Genomic DNA, 18066 nt, shown 5'->3' with positions numbered 1-18066 from the left:
ATCCTTATGATTTAATAAACCCACCACCTAGTGCAGAGAATAAAGTCACCTCATTCTTCTGCTGTTCGATTTTTAACTTCAGTAAATTTTGCTGCTCAGTAAATAAGCTTCTCTGTGCTTCAAGTACATCAAGGTAGCTAGCACCCCCATGGCGGTAACTTGATTGTTTCTGTGTTAAGACACTCTGCAATGTATTGACGTACAGTACCTGCTCACTTAATTGCCTCTCCAAACTCGACTTAATAACCAACGCATCTTTCACTTCACGAAATGCTACTTGAATACTTTTTTCGTAGTTCACTATGGCTTTATTTTTACGAATATTTGCGAGCTCTAGATTTCGGCTATTTGTTCCCCCAGTAAAAATAGGTAAGGTGATTTTAGGAATAAAATTCCAAATACCATTAGAAGAATCAAATAAGCCAGATAACGAGTCGTTACTGTTAGCAACACCAGTATTGAAGGAAATCGACGGGAAAAAGGCGGCTCTTGCTACGCCAATATTGGCATTTTCAGAAATAATATTTTGCTCTGCTGCTATAATATCTGGACGGCTTAATAGAATGTCAGACGATAAGGCTGAGGGGGCTGTAATCAACGGGTAATTAAGCTCAAAACCACCTTCTGGCATTTTGACTTGTTGAATATAGTCATTCGTTAAAAAATTCACTAAGTTTTCATTTCTGGCAATTTCGCGGTGAATGTTTTCGATATTGATCTCAATTGACTGAACTTGCCCTCTCGCTTGTTCTAAATCAGCCAATGTCGCTTTTCCCGCTGCCACTTTTTGTGCCACAATCGACTGGCTATTGAGGTAACTGGCTTTCGTCTCTTGTGCAATCAATAAGAGTTGCTGGTTATACGCCACATCTAGATAAGCCTCAGCGACCGTTTTAATGGTTAAAATTTGAGTCGCTCTGAGCATCTCTTCTGAGGCAATAAATTTGGCTCTATCGGCTTCAGTTAAGTTCCTTATTCGCCCAAAAAAATCCAATTCATAGCGAATATCTACGCCTGCATTATATTTTTTATCGAATACAGCGCCTTGCTGTAACCCTTGGCTATACTCGCTCCCCATTGAAGCATTCATCTGCGGATATTTTTCTGCACTGGCTAACCCAAAACGGGCTCGAGCTTCTTCGACATCCAATACCGCTAAATAAAGATCACTATTTTTTTCAAGCGCACGCTGAATAACCGCTTTTAGTTGCGAGTCTTGAATAAATGCTTGCCAGCTTGGTACTGAAAATGTTGATTTTTCACTTGAGGTGGGTGCACCGCTGTTTAATTGGTTCGGGATATTTAAATTTGGGCGTTGGTATTCAGGCGCTAATGAAACACAGCCACTTAAAATTAGGGCATTCGCTATCAATAATATTTTGGGAAAATACATGGTATAGCCATGCCTCTAGTGATTTAAATTAGCGTTATCGTAAAAAAAACCATCTGTTAGATTCATGACATGAAAATGACAAATTTGTCATTTTACATTTGTGGATTTCAATGCTTAGAATGAAGTCGTACAAATATTGTCGTTGAGGTGACTGTGAAATTACTGATTGTGGAAGATGAACATAAAACCAGAGAATATTTATCCAAAGGATTAACAGAATCTGGCTTTGTGGTTGATGCAATAGAGAATGGGATCACAGGCCTGCATATGGCGACAACTGAAGCGTATGATTTAATTATTCTTGATGTAATGCTACCCGATATTAATGGTTGGGAAATTGCCAAAAACTTGCGATCAATGGGAAAAAATGCCCCCATATTAATGCTAACAGCATTAGGTAATGTTGAGCATCGAGTAAAAGGGCTCGAATTGGGAGCCGATGATTATTTAATCAAACCTTTCGATTTTTCTGAATTACTAGCACGCGTTCGTACATTACTGCGCCGTGGTAATAATAGTATCCAAAAAACTCAATTTCATATTGCAGACCTTCATGTCGATTTAATAAAACGACGCGTTACTCGTGCCAACGATAAAATTAATTTAACCAGTAAAGAATTCGCGCTACTTGAATTTTTTGTTTTACACCAAGGTGAGGTTTTATCTCGCTCTTTGATTGCCTCAAAAGTGTGGGACATGAATTTTGACAGTGATACCAATGTCATTGATGTGGCGATTAAGCGTTTAAGATCAAAAATAGATCTCAATTACGAGCAAAAATTGATCCATACCATCAGAGGAATGGGATATTTACTAGAGATCCCAGAAAATGATTAAATTATTTAATACGCCTGTCTCTATCTTAACTCGACTCGTCATTTTGATCGGTGCGACACTATCACTGGCTTTATTATTATTTAGTTGGATCATGATCAACTCCGTTGTGTTACATTTTAAGCAACAGGACGAATACACCTTAAACCAGATAAATTTAACCATTAGTAGCTTATTAAGTGAAAACTCAGATCCACAAAATGAACAATTTTCTCGTATACAAACTATTTTAAATGAGCACCAAGATATTGCTGTTTACCTTTCAGATAATCAGGGTAATACGTTAGTTTCCCCCAATACGAATAAAGAAATTATTGAAGCATTAAAAAACTATAATGTTGAAAAAGATAACCACGACCAATATCTTGAAAATTACCGTATTGCTGAAAGTCATATTCAGGTTCGCGTGCCGAATGACACAAAAAAATATCGATTAGTAACCGCACTTTCTCTTAACTTTCATCATGATTACCTGAGCTCCTTAATCAATAACTTAATCATTAGTGCTGTTTTACTCTGTTTATTAACAGTTATTATTGTCTATTTTCTCGTCATTAAAGGGCTTAAGCCCCTTAAAGAAGTCAGTGACAAAATTAAAAATGTCACGTCGGAAAATTTGAGCATTCGGTTAGACCCCACATCCGTACCAAAAGAATTAAAGCAGCTCACTGAATCATTTAACCAAATGATAGTGAAAATTGAGGATGTTTTTGTTCGGCAGACTAATTTTTCTGCCGATATCGCTCACGAGATGCGAACACCGATTACAAACTTAATGACAGAAACTCAAATTTCGCTAAATAAAAATCGGACAAAAGAGGAGCTTGTCGAAGTCCTTTATTCAAACCTAGAAGAATATAACCGACTTTCCAGAATGATATCCGATATGCTTTTTCTTGCTCAAGCAGATGATAATATGCTTATCCCTGAAAAAAAACTTATTCATATTAAAGCTGAGATTGAGTTAATTTTTGATTATTTTGAATATCTTGCTGAAGACAATGAAATAAAACTGAAGCTTATTGGAGATGCAGAACCAATTATGGCTGACAAAGATATGCTTAGAAGAGCTATCACAAATTTAATTTCAAATGCTATTCGTTATACGCCCAAGGGTGACTCTGTTAGTATTAATATATCCAATATAAAAAATGGTATTGAGCTTATTATAAGTAACCCTGGAGTTAAAATACCAGAAGAACACTTACCAAAACTTTTTGACCGTTTTTATCGAGTTGATAAGTCAAGACAACGAAAAAATGAAGGAAGCGGAATTGGCCTAGCAATTGTTAAATCAATTATTTTAGCGCACAAAGGATATATAACAGTCTCTTCAGATGATTATTCAACACGTTTCACTTTAATTTTGCCAAAAAATTTTTAATCCCAATAACGCTTAAATGGCATTTTTGTCATTTAAGCGTCAGCATGAAGACAGAAATAAAACCTTATTATAGTAACAAGAAAAGCAATTTAATTTAATAAGGATTTATTATGAACAAGTTTGTCTTTGCCTTAACGCTTCTGGTATCAACAACTCAGGTTGCATTATCCCAAACTAATGCTGAAATACATGAAAATGCGGCTACAGCACTAAGTTTCACCGAGAACAATACGGCTTATTCCAATCTAAAAGCGATTAATCGTCATTTAAACCAAGCTGGTATATCCACAAATAAAAACACTCGTTCTACCGAACCATTTTCGCAACTGGATAGTCATGAACAAGCCGCTATTGCTTTAAGTTTTACCCACAATAATACCTCAGCATCTATCTTGAATATGATTGAAAAACATCAAGAAAAATCAAAAAAATCGACCAAAAGTGAAACCTCAGTAGCAAAACTATTTAGTGATATGAATGAGCATGAAAAAGCCATTGCCATGCTAAACTTCAACAAAAACAGTTCATCTGAATCAATTCAAAAAGAAATACAGTTTCATTCCAATAGAATGAATTAGAGTATAATTAAAAGCCATATTAATATACAAGTATGGCTTATTCTTAATATATCAAATTATTAAAATTAATTTTTATTATTTAATTGACTAAATTAAATTTTATTACGTTATCTATTCTAGATTTGCTTTTAACCTGACCATAAATAAACTAGTCTTTTTTATGCAGTTCAATTTTAACTTTTAAAAAAGGAAATTATATGTATATAAAATCCACTCTATTCTCATTAATATTATTCCCTCTAGTATCTTCTGCCTTACCAATTTTTCCACCGATTCTAACTCCACCTATTATTTATCTACATTCAAATCAGACTCAAGCAACAAATGGAGATGATGGTGATGTTTGGGTAGAAGAAAAAAAAGGGGATGAGGGCGATGTCTGGGTTAACAAAAATAAAGGCCATAAACATTCTTAAGTTATTAAGATATAACATTGCGCTTAATTTATTCACCTGAGCAATAGTTATATAAACAAATGATAGTTATGTTTTGGCAATACTTACAAATAAAGTGGGATATTCTCTTTGTTTATCCCACTTTGTATTATTTTTACGAATGATTTCTAATTATGATTTAGGTGCAAGTTTCATCAAAAAGTGACGTAGCTGCGCAAAATCAGAGGGTAAGAAATGCGATAACAATGGCAAATCTGCACGCTCAGCTAATTCTTTCGGTAAAGGTATTTCCTTATTAAGGATTTCTTCAACACTTTCCTTAAACTTAGCAGGATGTGCCGTACCTAAAAATAGACCATATTCACCCGCTTGGAGTTGATCACGTAACACACGGTAAGCAACCGCCGCATGAGGTTCAGATAAATAGCCTTTTTTATCCAATTCGCGAACAGTATCTTTTGTCACTTCATCATCAACTGCACCAAATCCAAGTTCTTTCAAAGACCAACCTTTGCGGCGGAAGAGTTCTTCAATACGTGGCCAGTTATTTGGCTGGCTCACATCCATCGCATTAGACAATGTTGCGACAGTTTGATGCGGTTTCCACTCACCTTCGACTAAATAACGTGGAACAGTGTCATTCACATTGGTTGCCGCAATAAAGCGTTTAACAGGTAAGCCCATGGATTTCGCCAATAAACCTGCCGTGAGATCGCCAAAGTTGCCGCTAGGAACCGAGATCACCAGTTGATCGCGTTTTTCTGCTGGGATCTGTGCAACCGCTTCAAAGTAATAACAGATCTGCGCTAATAAGCGGCTGATATTGATCGAGTTCGCGGAGTTTAAAAATAACGCTTTTTTCAACTCTTCATCATCAAACGATTGTTTAACTAATGCTTGGCATGCATCGAAATCGTCTTTAATTGCCACCGTGTGAATATTTTCACCCAGCGTACAGAACAGTTTTTCTTGTAGCGGGCTAATTTTGCCTTCTGGGTAGAGGATCACGACTTGGACGTTATTTAAACGATAGAAAGCATGTGCCACTGCCGCACCTGTATCACCAGACGTTGCGGTTAAAATAGTCACAGGTTGCTCACCTGCAACTTGCCCCAGAGCTTGTGCCATAAAGCGTCCACCAAAGTCCTTAAATGCCAATGTTGGCCCGTGGTATAGCTCTAGAGTTGCCACGTCATCTTCCACTTTAGAAACAGGTGCAGGGAAAGTAAATGCCGTTTTAACACGCGCCGCAAGCTCTGCTTCTGGAATCTCATCACCAATAAATGCGCTCAGAATTTTACTACTGCGCGTAACGAAATCTAATTTTAATAATTCGTCGATTTCTGCTGTGCTAAATTCTGGCAAATCTTGTGGAAAAAATAGGCCTTGTTGCTTGCCTAAACCTTGCTTGACGGCTTGCGCAAAGCTGACTTGTTCGTTGTTATCTTTTAAATTATACAGTTTCATTGTTTACCCTATTGTCCTTGCCCCGGCGAGATCCAAACGGCAGATATGCACAAAGCCTTCATCATTCTGAATATAATGTTGTTGCAAATACGTGGCCATTTTTTCGGCGATAAGTTTGTCATCACAAATAGCAAATAATGTTGGCCCTGAGCCAGAGATCCCACAAGCTAATGCGCCAATTTCTTTAGCATTTTGACGAGCCTCAGCAAAGCCAGGCAGCAATTGTGTACGGTATGGCTCTGCGACAACATCTTGGATCATCGTCGCCGCCAATAATGGCTGGTGAGTATGACAAGCGTGAATAAAGCCCGAGAGATAACGCCCATGATTAACGATATCATGACGCGGATAGCTGTTTGGTAAGATAGCACGCGCTTCAGCTGTCGAGACTTTAATTCCTGGATACGCCATTACCCAATACCAATTTTCAAATGCTGGTACAGGTTGTGAAATAATACCATTTTGCTCAATAATCAGCTGTAATCCGCCAAGGAAACACGGTGCGACGTTATCGTAATGCACGCTACCTGAAATACGCCCTTCCAATTCTCCCATCATGCCAAGCAGCTGAGTGTCATCGAACGGCTTTTGCGCAAATTCATTCAGCGCCATCAGTGCAGCAACAACAGAACATGCGCTCGAACCTAAGCCAGAGCCAATTGGCATGTTTTTCTCCAGCGTCATTGCCACATTCAAGGTTTTCCCCAAACGCTCACAAAACAGCTGCCAACATTGGTAAACGATATTGTGCTCGTTTTTCTTTGGTAGCTTAGAAACAAATTTGCCTTTATTGGTTAACGAAAACGTCTCTGCCGCTTCGACAGTCACACAATCGCCTAATAATGAGCCGTCAGCGGGTGAAACCGCCGCCCCAAGGACATCAAACCCGACACTAACATTACCAATTGAAGCGGGTGCATAAACTTTAATCACTTATTAAACTCCCAATTTCCATGACAGAGTACGTAACATATCTGCAAATACACCCGCTGCTGTAACATCATTACCCGCACCATAACCTCTTAATACTAAAGGAATTGGTTGGTAATAGCGTGTATAGAAAGCCAATGCGTTTTCGCCATTTTTGACTTTAAAGAGCGGGTCATTACCATCCACTGCAACAATCTTAACTTGGCAGCGCCCTTCTTCTATCAATCCAACATAGCGTAACACTTTTTGTTCTGCTTCAGCGGCTTTTATGCGTTCAGCAAATTGAGCATCGAGTTGCGGTAAACGTGCCATAAACTCAGGAACTGGGCCTGAGCTGTCAAAATCAGCTGGGAGAACGGCTTCAATTTCAATATCTTGTAACTCTAATTTATAACCTGCTTCACGGGCTAAAATTAATAATTTACGCGCAACATCCATCCCTGATAAATCATCACGAGGATCTGGCTCAGTAAAGCCTTTTTCTTTCGCCAAGGTTGTTGCTTCAGATAATGACATCCCTTCATCTAACTTACCGAAAATAAAGGATAATGAACCTGATAAGATACCGCTAAAGTGCACCAGTTCATCACCTGCATTCAATAAATTTTGCAGGTTTTCGATAACAGGCAGACCCGCTCCCACATTTGTATCATATAAAAACTTACGCTTTGACGTTTCACTTGCGGTACGTAATTGATGGTAATAATCCATGGATAACGTGTTTGCTTTCTTGTTCGGTGTCACCACGTTAAAACCATCTTTTAAGAAGTTCACATATTGTTCAGCAATTTCTTGGTTAGAGGTGCAATCGATGATCACTGGGTTTAAGAAATGATATTCACGTTCTAAACGGATCAAACGACTTAAACTAAACGGTTCTTTTGCTTGTGCTAATTCTGCTTTCCAATTATCCAGATCAATGCCCTGCATATTGGTCAACATTGCGCGCGAATTAGCAATACCGCACACACGCAGGTCGATGTGTTTTTGCTTCAACCATTGCTGTTGGCGATGAATTTGTTCAATCAATGCATTACCCACACCGCCGACACCAACGATGAATGCTTCAATCACTTGTTCTGCATTAAACAGCATTTGGTGACAGAGGCGAACCGCTGTTGTCGCTGACTCATTTGCAATCACAGCAGAAATAGAGCGCTCAGACGAACCTTGGGCGATTGCCACTATGTTGATATTACCGCGGGTCAATGCCGAGAAGAAACGCGCAGAGATGCCTTTTAATGTGCGCATACCATCACCAACAACGGAGATGATAGCCAGTTGCTCCATCACATCCAGCGGGTCTAATACGCCATCTTTAAGTTCTAGATAGAACTCTTCTTCAAGAGCTGTACGTGCACGCTGCAATTCTCCTTGAGGAACACAGAAGCTAATACTGTATTCAGACGACGATTGAGTGATTAGCACGACAGAGATCCCCTTACGAGACATCACTGAGAAAATACGTGCAGCCATCCCTACCATCCCTTTCATTCCAGGCCCTGAAACGTTGATCATCGCCATATTGTTCAGGTTAGTAATGCCTTTTACTGGTGTGCTATCATCTGTTTGACCGTCACCAATTAGGGTGCCTGGAGCGCTTAAGTTAGTGGTGTTTTTGATTAGGCAAGGGATTTGGAACTGGGCAATTGGGGCAATTGTTCGAGGATGAAGAACTTTAGCACCGAAATAAGAAAGCTCCATGGCTTCTTGATACGACATCCCTTTCAATAAACGGGCGTCAGGTACAAGACGTGGGTCACAGGTATAAACACCATCAACATCAGTCCAGATTTCACAACAATCTGCGCGTAGACAGGCAGCTAATACGGCTGCTGAGTAGTCAGAACCGTTACGCCCTAAAACGACTAACTCCCCTTTTTCATTACCTGCGGTGAATCCAGCCATTAACACAAAGTGGTCTTTGGGAATATTTAGATCAGCTATACGCTTTGTTGACTCATTAATATCAACTGTAGACTCGAGGTAGTGCCCCTTGGCTAATAAACTTTCGACAGGATTGATTACCGTGACGTTATGACCACGAGCTTTTAAAACGGACTCCATAATGGCAATTGACAGTTTTTCACCACGACAAATAATTGATGCGTTAATGCTATCAGGACATTGGCCTAGAAGAGTAATACCATGCAGTACTTGTTTAATTTGCGCGAATTCTTGTTCAGTGAGTTTTTTCAACCTGTCATATTCAAAACCAGGCTGTTTTTCTTTCAATCCTTTTAACAAGCTAGCAAAAATCATTTCGGCATCATTCACATGCGTGATGACATCCTGACCTGCAACCGTTTTATCAATCATTGCAACGAGATGGTTTGTGATTTTTGCTGGTGCTGACAACACCAGAGCCACTTGCCCATCTGCTAATTTACTTTCAGCAATGTCAGCAACATTCAGTACTCGTTCATCATTCGCAACCGAAGTACCGCCAAATTTAAGCACACGCATGGTATTTCTCTCCTGAATTAACACCAAAAAAAAGCCCGCATCTGGTAGGGATGCGGGCTTTTTCATTTTTATTTTTTGGATGCGTCAGCCCGCCCCGTTTCCTGTGGTTACGGTGGTGGTGGTAATAATAATAGTCAGGCTGATATTACGCATAAATTCTGTCTGTCTCATTTGATTCATTAGGTTTCTCCCTATACGGTTAAAGCAATTGCTATAAATTGTCAAATTTATTTGTAAAAACATATGGCTAAAATTGCTTTTTTTTGATTAAAAACTATCTACAAAAAGAGCTAAACCTTGAATAAAAACAGAGTGAATATAAAAAATGCAGTTTTTAACACCATAAAATATTAAATTTTAAGTTTAATATCTTTTTGAAAATTTTAATTCAAACCAGGTCATTAAATAACCAAAAATAACAAGTATTCTGGCTTTACTGTGAGCGATGTACATCTCTAAAAACAAAAAATTCATTGTTATTTTGATTTTTTCTTCTCAAGTAAAATCACCTATCCAAAACTAAGTTTTTTTACTTAGCATTATGATTTTATTGGTATCTACCCAACAACAACACTGAGTAATATGTTTCTTAATTGTAAAAAAAACCAATTAATTAAAATAAAATAGAGAACTTTCCAAACTAAACACCACAAAACCCCAAGATAGATGTTTTTATTTTATCTTCCCGCTATCACTGATTCTCCAAAGAGGTTTTCTGGCAATACAAATAACCCTCTAGAATTCGAACTAGGTCACAAATTGAGCATTAATAGTCATGGTATATTTAGCCAGCTAAAAACTTATTGCTTTAATATCAATCCCAAACAGGAATCCCTCTCATTAGCTCCTGCAATTTTAAGCTCCTATCTGATATCTAAACCACAAGTTAATTTATATAATTATCTACCTAACAATTTTTGTTAACGTGCTACAATTGATTTTGATATGTATCAACAAAAGTTAGTTTTTTAGGTGGTAAATGCAGTATTAGCTGTTATATTGCTGTTAACAGCCCAATATTGGGAGAGTGCTTATATTTTGATTCACTTTTAGAGTCAATTGCTAGAAACGGCAACATAAAGTCACTGTTGAATTTCAAAACAAATTTATACTCATAAACGTGTTTTCCCAGAGAACAATATTAATAACCACCTAACTGGAAACGGCTTGTGAGTTCAGTATTTTTATTTTAATACTTAGGTAGCAACTATGCAGACCCCACACATTTTGATTGTTGAAGATGAGATTGTCACACGCAATACGCTGAAAAGTATCTTTGAAGCGGAAGGCTATGTGGTCCATGAGGCAACTGATGGCGAAGAGATGAACAATATCCTCTCTGAGCATGACATCAATTTAGTCATCATGGATATTAACTTACCAGGTAAAAACGGTTTATTATTGGCACGTGAGTTGCGTGAGCAAGAAAGCATCGCTTTAATGTTCCTAACAGGCCGTGATAACGAAGTCGATAAAATCCTTGGCCTCGAAATTGGCGCTGATGATTATATCACCAAACCATTTAACCCACGTGAACTGACCATTCGTGCGCGTAATTTATTATCTCGTACCATGAATTTAGCAGGTGGCACTGAAGAACGCCGTCTTGTTGAAAGTTATAAATTCAATGGTTGGGAATTGGACATTAACAGCCGTTCATTAGTCAGCCCAGCAGGTGAACACTACAAATTACCACGTAGTGAGTTCCGTGCGATGCTGCATTTCTGTGAGAATCCGGGCAAAATTCAAACCCGTGCTGATTTACTGAAGAAAATGACTGGTCGTGAATTAAAACCACACGACAGAACGGTTGACGTAACTATCCGTCGTATCCGTAAACACTTTGAATCGACACCAGACACGCCAGAAATCATCGCGACTATTCACGGTGAAGGCTATCGTTTCTGTGGTGATTTAGACGAATAATTAGCTCTCTATTTTTCGATGTAAAAAAGCACCTGAAAAGGTGCTTTTTTGTGTTTATCACTCGCTCAGCATCACCAAGGCATAATCGGCACAGCACTTAAGGCATTTTTCGGGGAACCGTCGATCATTTTATCTGAGTAAGTTAAATAAATTAGTGCATTCCGTTTTGGATCATAAAAACGCACCACTTGCAGCTTCTTGAAAACTAACGACGTTCTTTTCTGGAAAACAACCTGACCTTTTGTTGGCTTGCGTTTTACACGGTCGCTCAGCTCAATAGGGCCAACTTGTTGGCAGGAAATTGCTGCATCTGAAGTATCTTCCGCTAACCCCAACCCGCCCTTGATCCCACCCGTTTTTGAACGGCTCAAATAGCATGTGACATTTTCAACATCAGGGTCATCAAAGGCTTCAACAACAATTTTATGGTCTGGCCCAAAAATTTTAAACACAGTATCCACTGAACCAACTTCTTCAGCGAGCGCTGAACCAGACGCCACCGCTAATAATGACGCAAATACAACCTTTTTTAATGTGGAAAAACGCATACTGGGTTTCCTATTCAATTTAAACCAATAAAACACCGTTACAGAGTTAATTATTCACTTTTCTAACTAATTCTCAAATACAACTCATTTACTATAAACGAAAAAGATAACTTGATATAGAATAGCAATTCATTGATAGATTATATCTGTTCGATAAGTCGCATTGGCTGGGGATATACATGGATCAAACTAATATTATTCGCGACTTGCTTCGCTGGATAGATGATAACCTCGATAAACCGCTTTCGCTGGATAATGTCGCCGCAAAAGCAGGCTACTCTAAGTGGCACTTGCAACGTATGTTTAAAGAGGTCACTGACCAAGCGATTGGCGCTTATATTCGAGCCAGAAGGCTTTCTCGTGCGGCTGTAGCACTACGTTTAACCAGCCGACCAATTTTAGATATTGCTCTGCAATATCGCTTTGACTCGCAACAAACATTTACGCGCGCCTTTAAAAAGCAGTTTAACCTAACGCCCGCTTTTTATCGCCGCAGTGAAGAATGGTGCGCCGCGGGTATTTGCCCGCCAATTATTTTAGATAACCACGTCAATATTGATCATGAGTTTATGCAAATGCCTGAGCTGTCACTGGTTGGCTTAGAACAAAGCTGTTCATATGCTCTCGAAGAATGGTCAACTGCGTGTTCGAAAATGCGCCAATCGTTCTGGCACTACTATTTGGATAACACTACAACTATTGCCTCTGAGGTTTTTGGCTTGCATCATGCGATCCATAATCCCGAAAAAGAGGATGAGCAGACGGTGTTTTATACCACGGCTGTAAAACCAGAAGATGCGAGTTTCAATACGGATCAATACTCGAATATCACCCTACCGAGTGGAAATTACGTCAAATTTTCATTTAGTGGTGTGCCAACTCGTGATGCACTACAAGAGTTTCTGTATCAAATCTACGGTGTTTATTTACCAAAACTTAATTTAACCCGTCGACCAGGTTATGATATCGAACACTATCGATTAAAAAACATAGAGCTACATAACATAAAACCTGACAGTGATGACCCCAAAACGCACATCGATACGTTTGACTATTATGTCCCTATCAAAACGGATGTTGCTGCAGCAGCTTAAACAAAAGGCGTTTCACCGTTGAAACGCCTTTTTTCTATCACTATCCCTGCTGTTCATCCAACGCGGGTTGCGTAAGATGAGTAACTTCCCCTGCCGTTTCAACAATCCAACCACTCGCTAACCAAGGGCTGTTTTGGTAATCCACGCGAGATAACGAGCAATTACGTAAACGTAAACGACGCTCTGAGTATGCAGGAACCCCCATGATACGGCTAATTAATGAACTCAATGCAATACCGTGACTCACTAATAATGGACGACTACCTTCGGGTAAATCTAAGCAGCTATTCAACGCGGCAAACATACGAGTGTAGAGTTCCTCCATGGATTCACCATTCGGGATACGTCCACCACGAGTGCCATCAATCAAACTTTTGCGCCATTGTTCTTCTTCTGCCGTCAATGATTCAATCGCTCTTTGCTCTAACACGCCCATATTTAGTTCACGTAGACGCGGTTCTGTGATAATTTCACATCCGCATACACTTGCAATGATTTGTGCAGTTTCTAGTGTGCGCCCCATATCACTAGTGATAATATGGGTAATGCCTTCTGATTTTATCCTTTCAGCCACCTGCTTTGCTTGCAATCGTCCTGTGGCTGTCAGAGGGCTATCAGATTGTCCCTGGATGCGACGAGCCAAATTCCATTCAGTTTCGCCATGGCGAACAAGATAAACCTGTAACATAGATGTGTTCCGTTATTACTTTTCGAAGTATGTGTTCAAAGGAAAATAATGAATGTACCAAGTTATAGCTGCAACGACTAACCCTGCCAAAATTAAAGCGATCAATCTAGCTTTCGATGCTGTATTTGGGCCTGGCAGTTATCAAATTGAAGATATTAATGTCGATAGCAGTGTTCCACAGCAACCTATCGGTAATAATGAAACCCGTACAGGTGCTAGACAACGCGTGATGGCTTCAAGACAAGTTCGCCCTGAAGCCGACTTTTGGGTCGGTATTGAAGCGGGTATTGATGATGACATGACTTTCGCTTGGATTGTCATTGAACACAAACAAATTCGCGGTGAGTCTCGCTCTGCAAGTATTATGATCCCAGAAAAAATTCTGGCAGGTATTCGCGAAGGTCGTGAACTTGGCGATGAAATGGCCTTTTTGACGGGTATCGATAATATCAAACAACAAGGTGGTGCCATCGGTTTTTTCACTGACGGTGTATTAACCCGCACCAGTGTTTACCAACAAGCCTTGATACTGGCTTTGGTTCCCATTAAGCATGAAATTTATAAAGAGCTAAACCAAGTCGAAGACTAATTATACTCAAAATAATTAAAATTGCATGTAGGCAAAAGCACCACTTTTATACACACTAAAGTATGGGAAACCATACTTTTTTTATGTGTATTCATTCGAAGCATGACAAATAGGATATTCTAATTTGAAGCATAACGAATATGGATATTCTAAATAATTCGTGCGGTGACTAGGCGACCAGCGAGGATAGCTTGGGGAGCATACATAAGTATGTGACCCAAGTAGCCGAGAGCAGTCAACAACGTCATCGTGCGAAGTATAACGAATATCAGAGGAGTTGCTGCTCTAACCATTCCTTCACAGGAATAGGCGCTGATTTTAAGCTATTTGACCCACGTGTAATTGTTGCGATCCCAACACCGAGCTCATTTTTCAATTCTCGTTGGCTCATTTCACCGCGCATCAATTCTTGCACGATTTTTACTCGGGTTGCTAACGCCGTTCGTTCATCAGGGGTGAGTAATAATTGCAGAACTGGCAATTGAATATCTTGTTCAAATGCCAATTGAAGTAAATTCACAAAGCGCAGCCAGTCAGCGTTCTCATCGGCCGTTAGCGCCGGATCATTGTGTTGATTTGCTGTCATCGTTTATCCATCCATACTATTTAACTAGTACAAATGATAACACACTCTGATTAGAAATCATCAACCAACCAAACAAAAAAAAAGCGAATTTCATTTAGTTACTGCATTAATACGCTAAATAATTTGAGTTGTGACTAGGCGACCAGCGAGGATAGCTCGGGGAGCATACAAAAGTATGTGACTCGGCTAACACATGAAGCCAACCCCCTATCATTCGAAATATGACAAGTCTTAATACTCAAAATAGTTCGGATTGTAGGTAGGCGGCAAAATGCGTTAGACCCTAGGAGCATACAAAAGTATGTGACTAGGGCTAACACATGAAGCCAACCCCCTATCATTCGAAATATGACAAGTCTTAATACTCAAAATAGTTCGGATTGTAGGTAGGCGGCAAAATGTGTTAGGCCCTAGGAGCATACAAAAGTATGTGGCTAGGCTAACACATGAAGCCAACCCCCTATCATTCGAAATATAACAAGTCTTAATACTCAAAATAGTTCGGATTGTAGGTAGGCGGCAAAATGTGTTAGGCCCTAGGAGCATACAAAAGTATGTGACCAGGCTAACACATGAAGCCAACCCCCTATCATTCGAAATATGACAAGTCTTAATACTCAAAATAGTTCGGATTGTAGGTAGGCGGCAAAATGCGTTAGACCCTAGGAGCATACAAAAGTATGTGACTAGGCTAACACATGAAGCCAACCCCCTATCATTCGAAATATGACAAGTCTTAATACTCAAAATAGTTCGGATTGTAGGTAGGCGGCAAAATGTGTTAGGCCCTAGGAGCATACAAAAGTATGTGACTAGGCTAACACATGAAGCCAACCCCCTATCATTCGAAATATGACAAGTCTTAATACTCAAAATAGTTCGGATTGTAGGTAGGCGGCAAAATGTGTTAGGCCCTAGGAGCATACAAAAGTATGTGACTAGGGCTAACACATGAAGCCAACACCCCTACAATTCGAAATATGAAGAGTATTTTTAGTATTTCATATTCCATTCGTTAGGCATAAGAACCTTACTATTCTTTTGCCCCATAAAATGGCGATAAAATAAATCATACGACAGCACATTTTTCACGTACCCGCGAGTTTCCGAGAATGGAATACTCTCAACAAATGCCACGGCATCGATGCGACCACCGCTGTTTCCTAGCCAACGTGTCACTCGTGATGGGCCTGCGTTATAGGCTGCACTGGCTAAGATACGGTTGTTACCAAATTGCTGATACACATCTTCCAGATAAGCCGTCCCCAGCTCGATGTTCATCGTTGGGTTAGTTAGCTGGCTAGTATTCACATAATCAATGCCTTGCTTCTGTGCCGTATGTTTTGCGGTTGCTGGCATTAACTGCATCAAACCTGTCGCACCAACAGGCGAACGTGCTTGCGGGTTCCAAGCACTTTCTTGGCGGGCGATCGCCATCGCATAACTTTTTTGTATGTCTTTTGATTTGGTATACAGATTAAATTCTTTATCCCACGCCAATGGGAAGCGCTCTTCAAGGTGATCCCACAGTTTTGCCGTGATCGTCGCTTGCACGCTGAGATCCGCCCATTTATTATCGAACGCATAACGGGCCAACTGTTCTTGTTGATTAGCTGGGCGGGATGCCACCAAGCTTGCCCATTCTGAGCGCGCTAAATTATCCATTTCCCAATACATTAGCTCTCGCACACGTTGGACTTCAGGGAGCTGACTGATGCTCGCATCAGGCTTCACCGCGCTTTTGACTAACACAGGGTAATCAATCTCTAACACTTGTGCGGCAACCATCGGGTAGAAACCACGTTTTTCAGTTAGCTGGCGAAGCAGCGTTTCGCCTTCCGCTTTTTTCCCTGCATCAATTAGCGTAATCGCCTGCCAATATTGCCATTCTTCTTTGTTTTTCACTTCCGCTGGAAGCTGCCTTAACCATGAAGCGACACCCATTTTATCCCCTTGCCCTAACGCAAGACGAACACGGCGCTCTTTTAACGAAGCTGAGTTCGTTTCCTGAATAGTTTCATCACGCCACTGCGCTTGTTCAGGAGTCACATCCCCCATGTACTGCCATGCAATGCTGTCTTTTAGCTGCTGGCTTTCAGCCATATTCATTTTTTGCGCAGAGCTTACGCTGCTTAATACGGAGCGAGCAGCATCTGGCGATTGGCGAGCATAACGGTTAAATGCCGCAATGGTTGCTTGGCGAGTAAAATCCGTTGGGGTGACAGTGTTTGCAAACGAAACCACCGAAGCTGGCTCATTTTGCAATTTAATCAACGCATCACCAATGGTTTTATAACTCGGCGGTAGACGTTTTGCTAAATAACTGGCAATCGACGGGTTCCCTTCTTTAATCGCCAGATTAATACGCTCCAGCACCATTTCAGCACTTAAATAGCCTGCTTTTTCCCATTCGTTAAATAGTTTATCGCAGGCAGTGGGCATTGAATGGCCATTTAACCACGCTTTTTCAGCGCCTTGCCAAGCCACTTGTTTGTTCCCAACCGCCCAGTTAGCAAAATAGAAATTACATTGTGCTTCGGCAGGTTTTGGTGCCTCAGGACTAAATTCAAGCAATGATTTCCACTCTTGGCGACGGGCAAGTTCATTGACAAAACGCGTTTTTAAATTCTTAGCAACAGGTAGCGTTGGATAGGCATTAATAAACTCTTGAACTTGACGAGGTGAAACAATATCAAGATCTTGCGTCAACTCACGGTAAGCCAAATAGGGATAAAGAGGATAATCATGCAACGTCGGCAATAAGCGCTCCACTTCATCCATTTTATTTGCATCCCAAGCGGTTTTAATCGCTTGATACCGCTCCCGCTGTGACTGTAGGGAATCTGCCCATACGGTGCTAGAAACCAGCATCATTGTTACTGGAACTGCCGCTAACCAACGTTTCATATCCTCTCGCTCCATCGCTAAACTAAAGTCAAAATACAGGAGAAACCTTAACCTATATATACCCCAAATAATTCGAGTTGCAGGTAGGCGACAAGCGAAGATAGGCGAGGAGCATAGATAAACTATGTGACTCTGCTAACTGAGCGCTGTCACTTATACCTCAACGAAAAGCGCTGCAACTTGAAGGATTACGGGTATATTAAACATATATCAATACTGTGAATGCTACCGAAAGTTTTTATTTAGTAACAGCGGAGAGTTCTTGAATTTATCGACTTTAC

At 40.1% G+C, this 18066-nt stretch carries 16 protein-coding genes and 1 other annotated feature; of the genes, 7 read left to right on the top strand and 9 right to left on the bottom strand.

The annotated features are described in order from the left end of the window. Positions 1–4: 4 nt before the first annotated feature. Complete coding sequence (locus tag M1F05_RS03175; protein ID WP_206084518.1) at positions 5–1393, bottom strand: efflux transporter outer membrane subunit; 1389 nt, start codon at positions 1391–1393, stop codon at positions 5–7. A 153-nt stretch (positions 1394–1546) separates the two neighbouring features. Between M1F05_RS03175 and M1F05_RS03170 the strand changes: the two genes are divergently transcribed. The 4 genes from M1F05_RS03170 (at position 1547) to M1F05_RS03155 (ending at position 4605) form a co-directional block, all read left to right on the top strand. Further along, positions 1547–2230 carry a heavy metal response regulator transcription factor gene (locus tag M1F05_RS03170; protein WP_206084517.1) on the top strand — a complete coding sequence of 228 codons (684 nt, stop codon included), beginning with the start codon at positions 1547–1549 and terminating at the stop codon, positions 2228–2230. Next, the gene (locus M1F05_RS03165) at positions 2223–3611 is read left to right on the top strand and encodes a Cu(+)/Ag(+) sensor histidine kinase (RefSeq protein WP_206084516.1); all 1389 of its coding nucleotides are present in this window, start codon (positions 2223–2225) and stop codon (positions 3609–3611) included. Before M1F05_RS03170 ends, M1F05_RS03165 begins: the two co-directional genes overlap by 8 nt. Positions 3612–3721: 110 nt before the next feature. After that, positions 3722–4189, top strand: coding sequence for a hypothetical protein (locus M1F05_RS03160; RefSeq protein WP_206084515.1), 468 nt, complete (start codon positions 3722–3724; stop codon positions 4187–4189). Positions 4190–4386: 197 nt separating this feature from the next. Continuing rightward, complete coding sequence (locus tag M1F05_RS03155) at positions 4387–4605, top strand: hypothetical protein (RefSeq protein WP_206084514.1); 219 nt, start codon at positions 4387–4389, stop codon at positions 4603–4605. A 150-nt stretch (positions 4606–4755) separates the two neighbouring features. On the opposite strand, the gene thrC is transcribed toward M1F05_RS03155, so the two are convergent. From thrC to thrL, 4 genes are all read right to left on the bottom strand, one after another. Further along, positions 4756–6051: a threonine synthase gene (gene thrC / locus M1F05_RS03150; RefSeq protein WP_206084513.1), complete on the bottom strand. Its 1296-nt coding sequence runs from the start codon at positions 6049–6051 to the stop codon at positions 4756–4758. A gap of 3 nt (positions 6052–6054) precedes the next feature. Beyond that, on the bottom strand, positions 6055–6984 hold the full coding sequence (gene thrB, locus M1F05_RS03145) for a homoserine kinase (RefSeq protein WP_206084512.1): 930 nt from the start codon (positions 6982–6984) through the stop codon (positions 6055–6057). A gap of 3 nt (positions 6985–6987) precedes the next feature. Continuing rightward, positions 6988–9447 (bottom strand): bifunctional aspartate kinase/homoserine dehydrogenase I, encoded by a 2460-nt coding sequence (thrA, locus tag M1F05_RS03140; protein WP_206084787.1) that lies wholly within the window; start codon positions 9445–9447, stop codon positions 6988–6990. 24 nt (positions 9448–9471) lie between these two features. Next, positions 9472–9593 (bottom strand) — a sequence feature (Thr leader region). Then, positions 9532–9600, bottom strand: coding sequence for a thr operon leader peptide (gene thrL / locus M1F05_RS22730; RefSeq protein ID WP_071548816.1), 69 nt, complete (start codon positions 9598–9600; stop codon positions 9532–9534). It overlaps the preceding feature by 62 nt. A 1056-nt stretch (positions 9601–10656) precedes the next feature. Between thrL and arcA the strand changes: the two genes are divergently transcribed. Next, a complete protein-coding gene (gene arcA / locus M1F05_RS03135; protein WP_206084510.1) occupies positions 10657–11373 on the top strand; it encodes a two-component system response regulator ArcA in 717 nt (238 codons plus the stop codon). 71 nt (positions 11374–11444) lie between these two features. Here arcA and creA read toward each other — a convergent pair whose 3' ends face one another. Beyond that, the gene (gene creA / locus M1F05_RS03130; protein WP_206084509.1) at positions 11445–11921 is read right to left on the bottom strand and encodes a protein CreA; all 477 of its coding nucleotides are present in this window, start codon (positions 11919–11921) and stop codon (positions 11445–11447) included. A gap of 179 nt (positions 11922–12100) precedes the next feature. On the opposite strand from creA, the gene robA reads away from it, so the two are divergent. Further along, positions 12101–13015, top strand: a complete 915-nt coding sequence (gene robA, locus M1F05_RS03125) for an MDR efflux pump AcrAB transcriptional activator RobA (RefSeq protein ID WP_206084508.1) — start codon at positions 12101–12103, stop codon at positions 13013–13015. Between the two features lie 40 nt (positions 13016–13055). Here robA and gpmB read toward each other — a convergent pair whose 3' ends face one another. After that, positions 13056–13703, bottom strand: coding sequence for a 2,3-diphosphoglycerate-dependent phosphoglycerate mutase GpmB (gene gpmB, locus M1F05_RS03120; RefSeq protein ID WP_206084507.1), 648 nt, complete (start codon positions 13701–13703; stop codon positions 13056–13058). A 52-nt stretch (positions 13704–13755) separates the two neighbouring features. On the opposite strand from gpmB, the gene yjjX reads away from it, so the two are divergent. Next, a complete protein-coding gene (yjjX, locus tag M1F05_RS03115) occupies positions 13756–14292 on the top strand; it encodes an inosine/xanthosine triphosphatase (RefSeq protein ID WP_047756997.1) in 537 nt (178 codons plus the stop codon). A 268-nt stretch (positions 14293–14560) separates the two neighbouring features. Here the strand turns inward: yjjX and trpR are convergent, their stop codons facing one another. Both trpR and sltY read right to left on the bottom strand, forming a co-directional pair. Beyond that, on the bottom strand, positions 14561–14878 hold the full coding sequence (trpR, locus tag M1F05_RS03110) for a trp operon repressor (protein WP_206084506.1): 318 nt from the start codon (positions 14876–14878) through the stop codon (positions 14561–14563). A gap of 993 nt (positions 14879–15871) precedes the next feature. Then, on the bottom strand, positions 15872–17785 hold the full coding sequence (sltY, locus tag M1F05_RS03105) for a murein transglycosylase (protein WP_206084505.1): 1914 nt from the start codon (positions 17783–17785) through the stop codon (positions 15872–15874). Positions 17786–18066: the final 281 nt, after the last annotated feature.

The sequence above is a fragment of the Providencia sp. PROV252 genome, from assembly GCF_033676005.1.
Taxonomy (GTDB): Bacteria; Pseudomonadota; Gammaproteobacteria; order Enterobacterales; family Enterobacteriaceae; genus Providencia; species Providencia vermicola.
The sequence above is the reverse complement of the archived record's forward strand: the minus strand, read 5'-3'. Positions and strand labels throughout refer to the sequence as shown.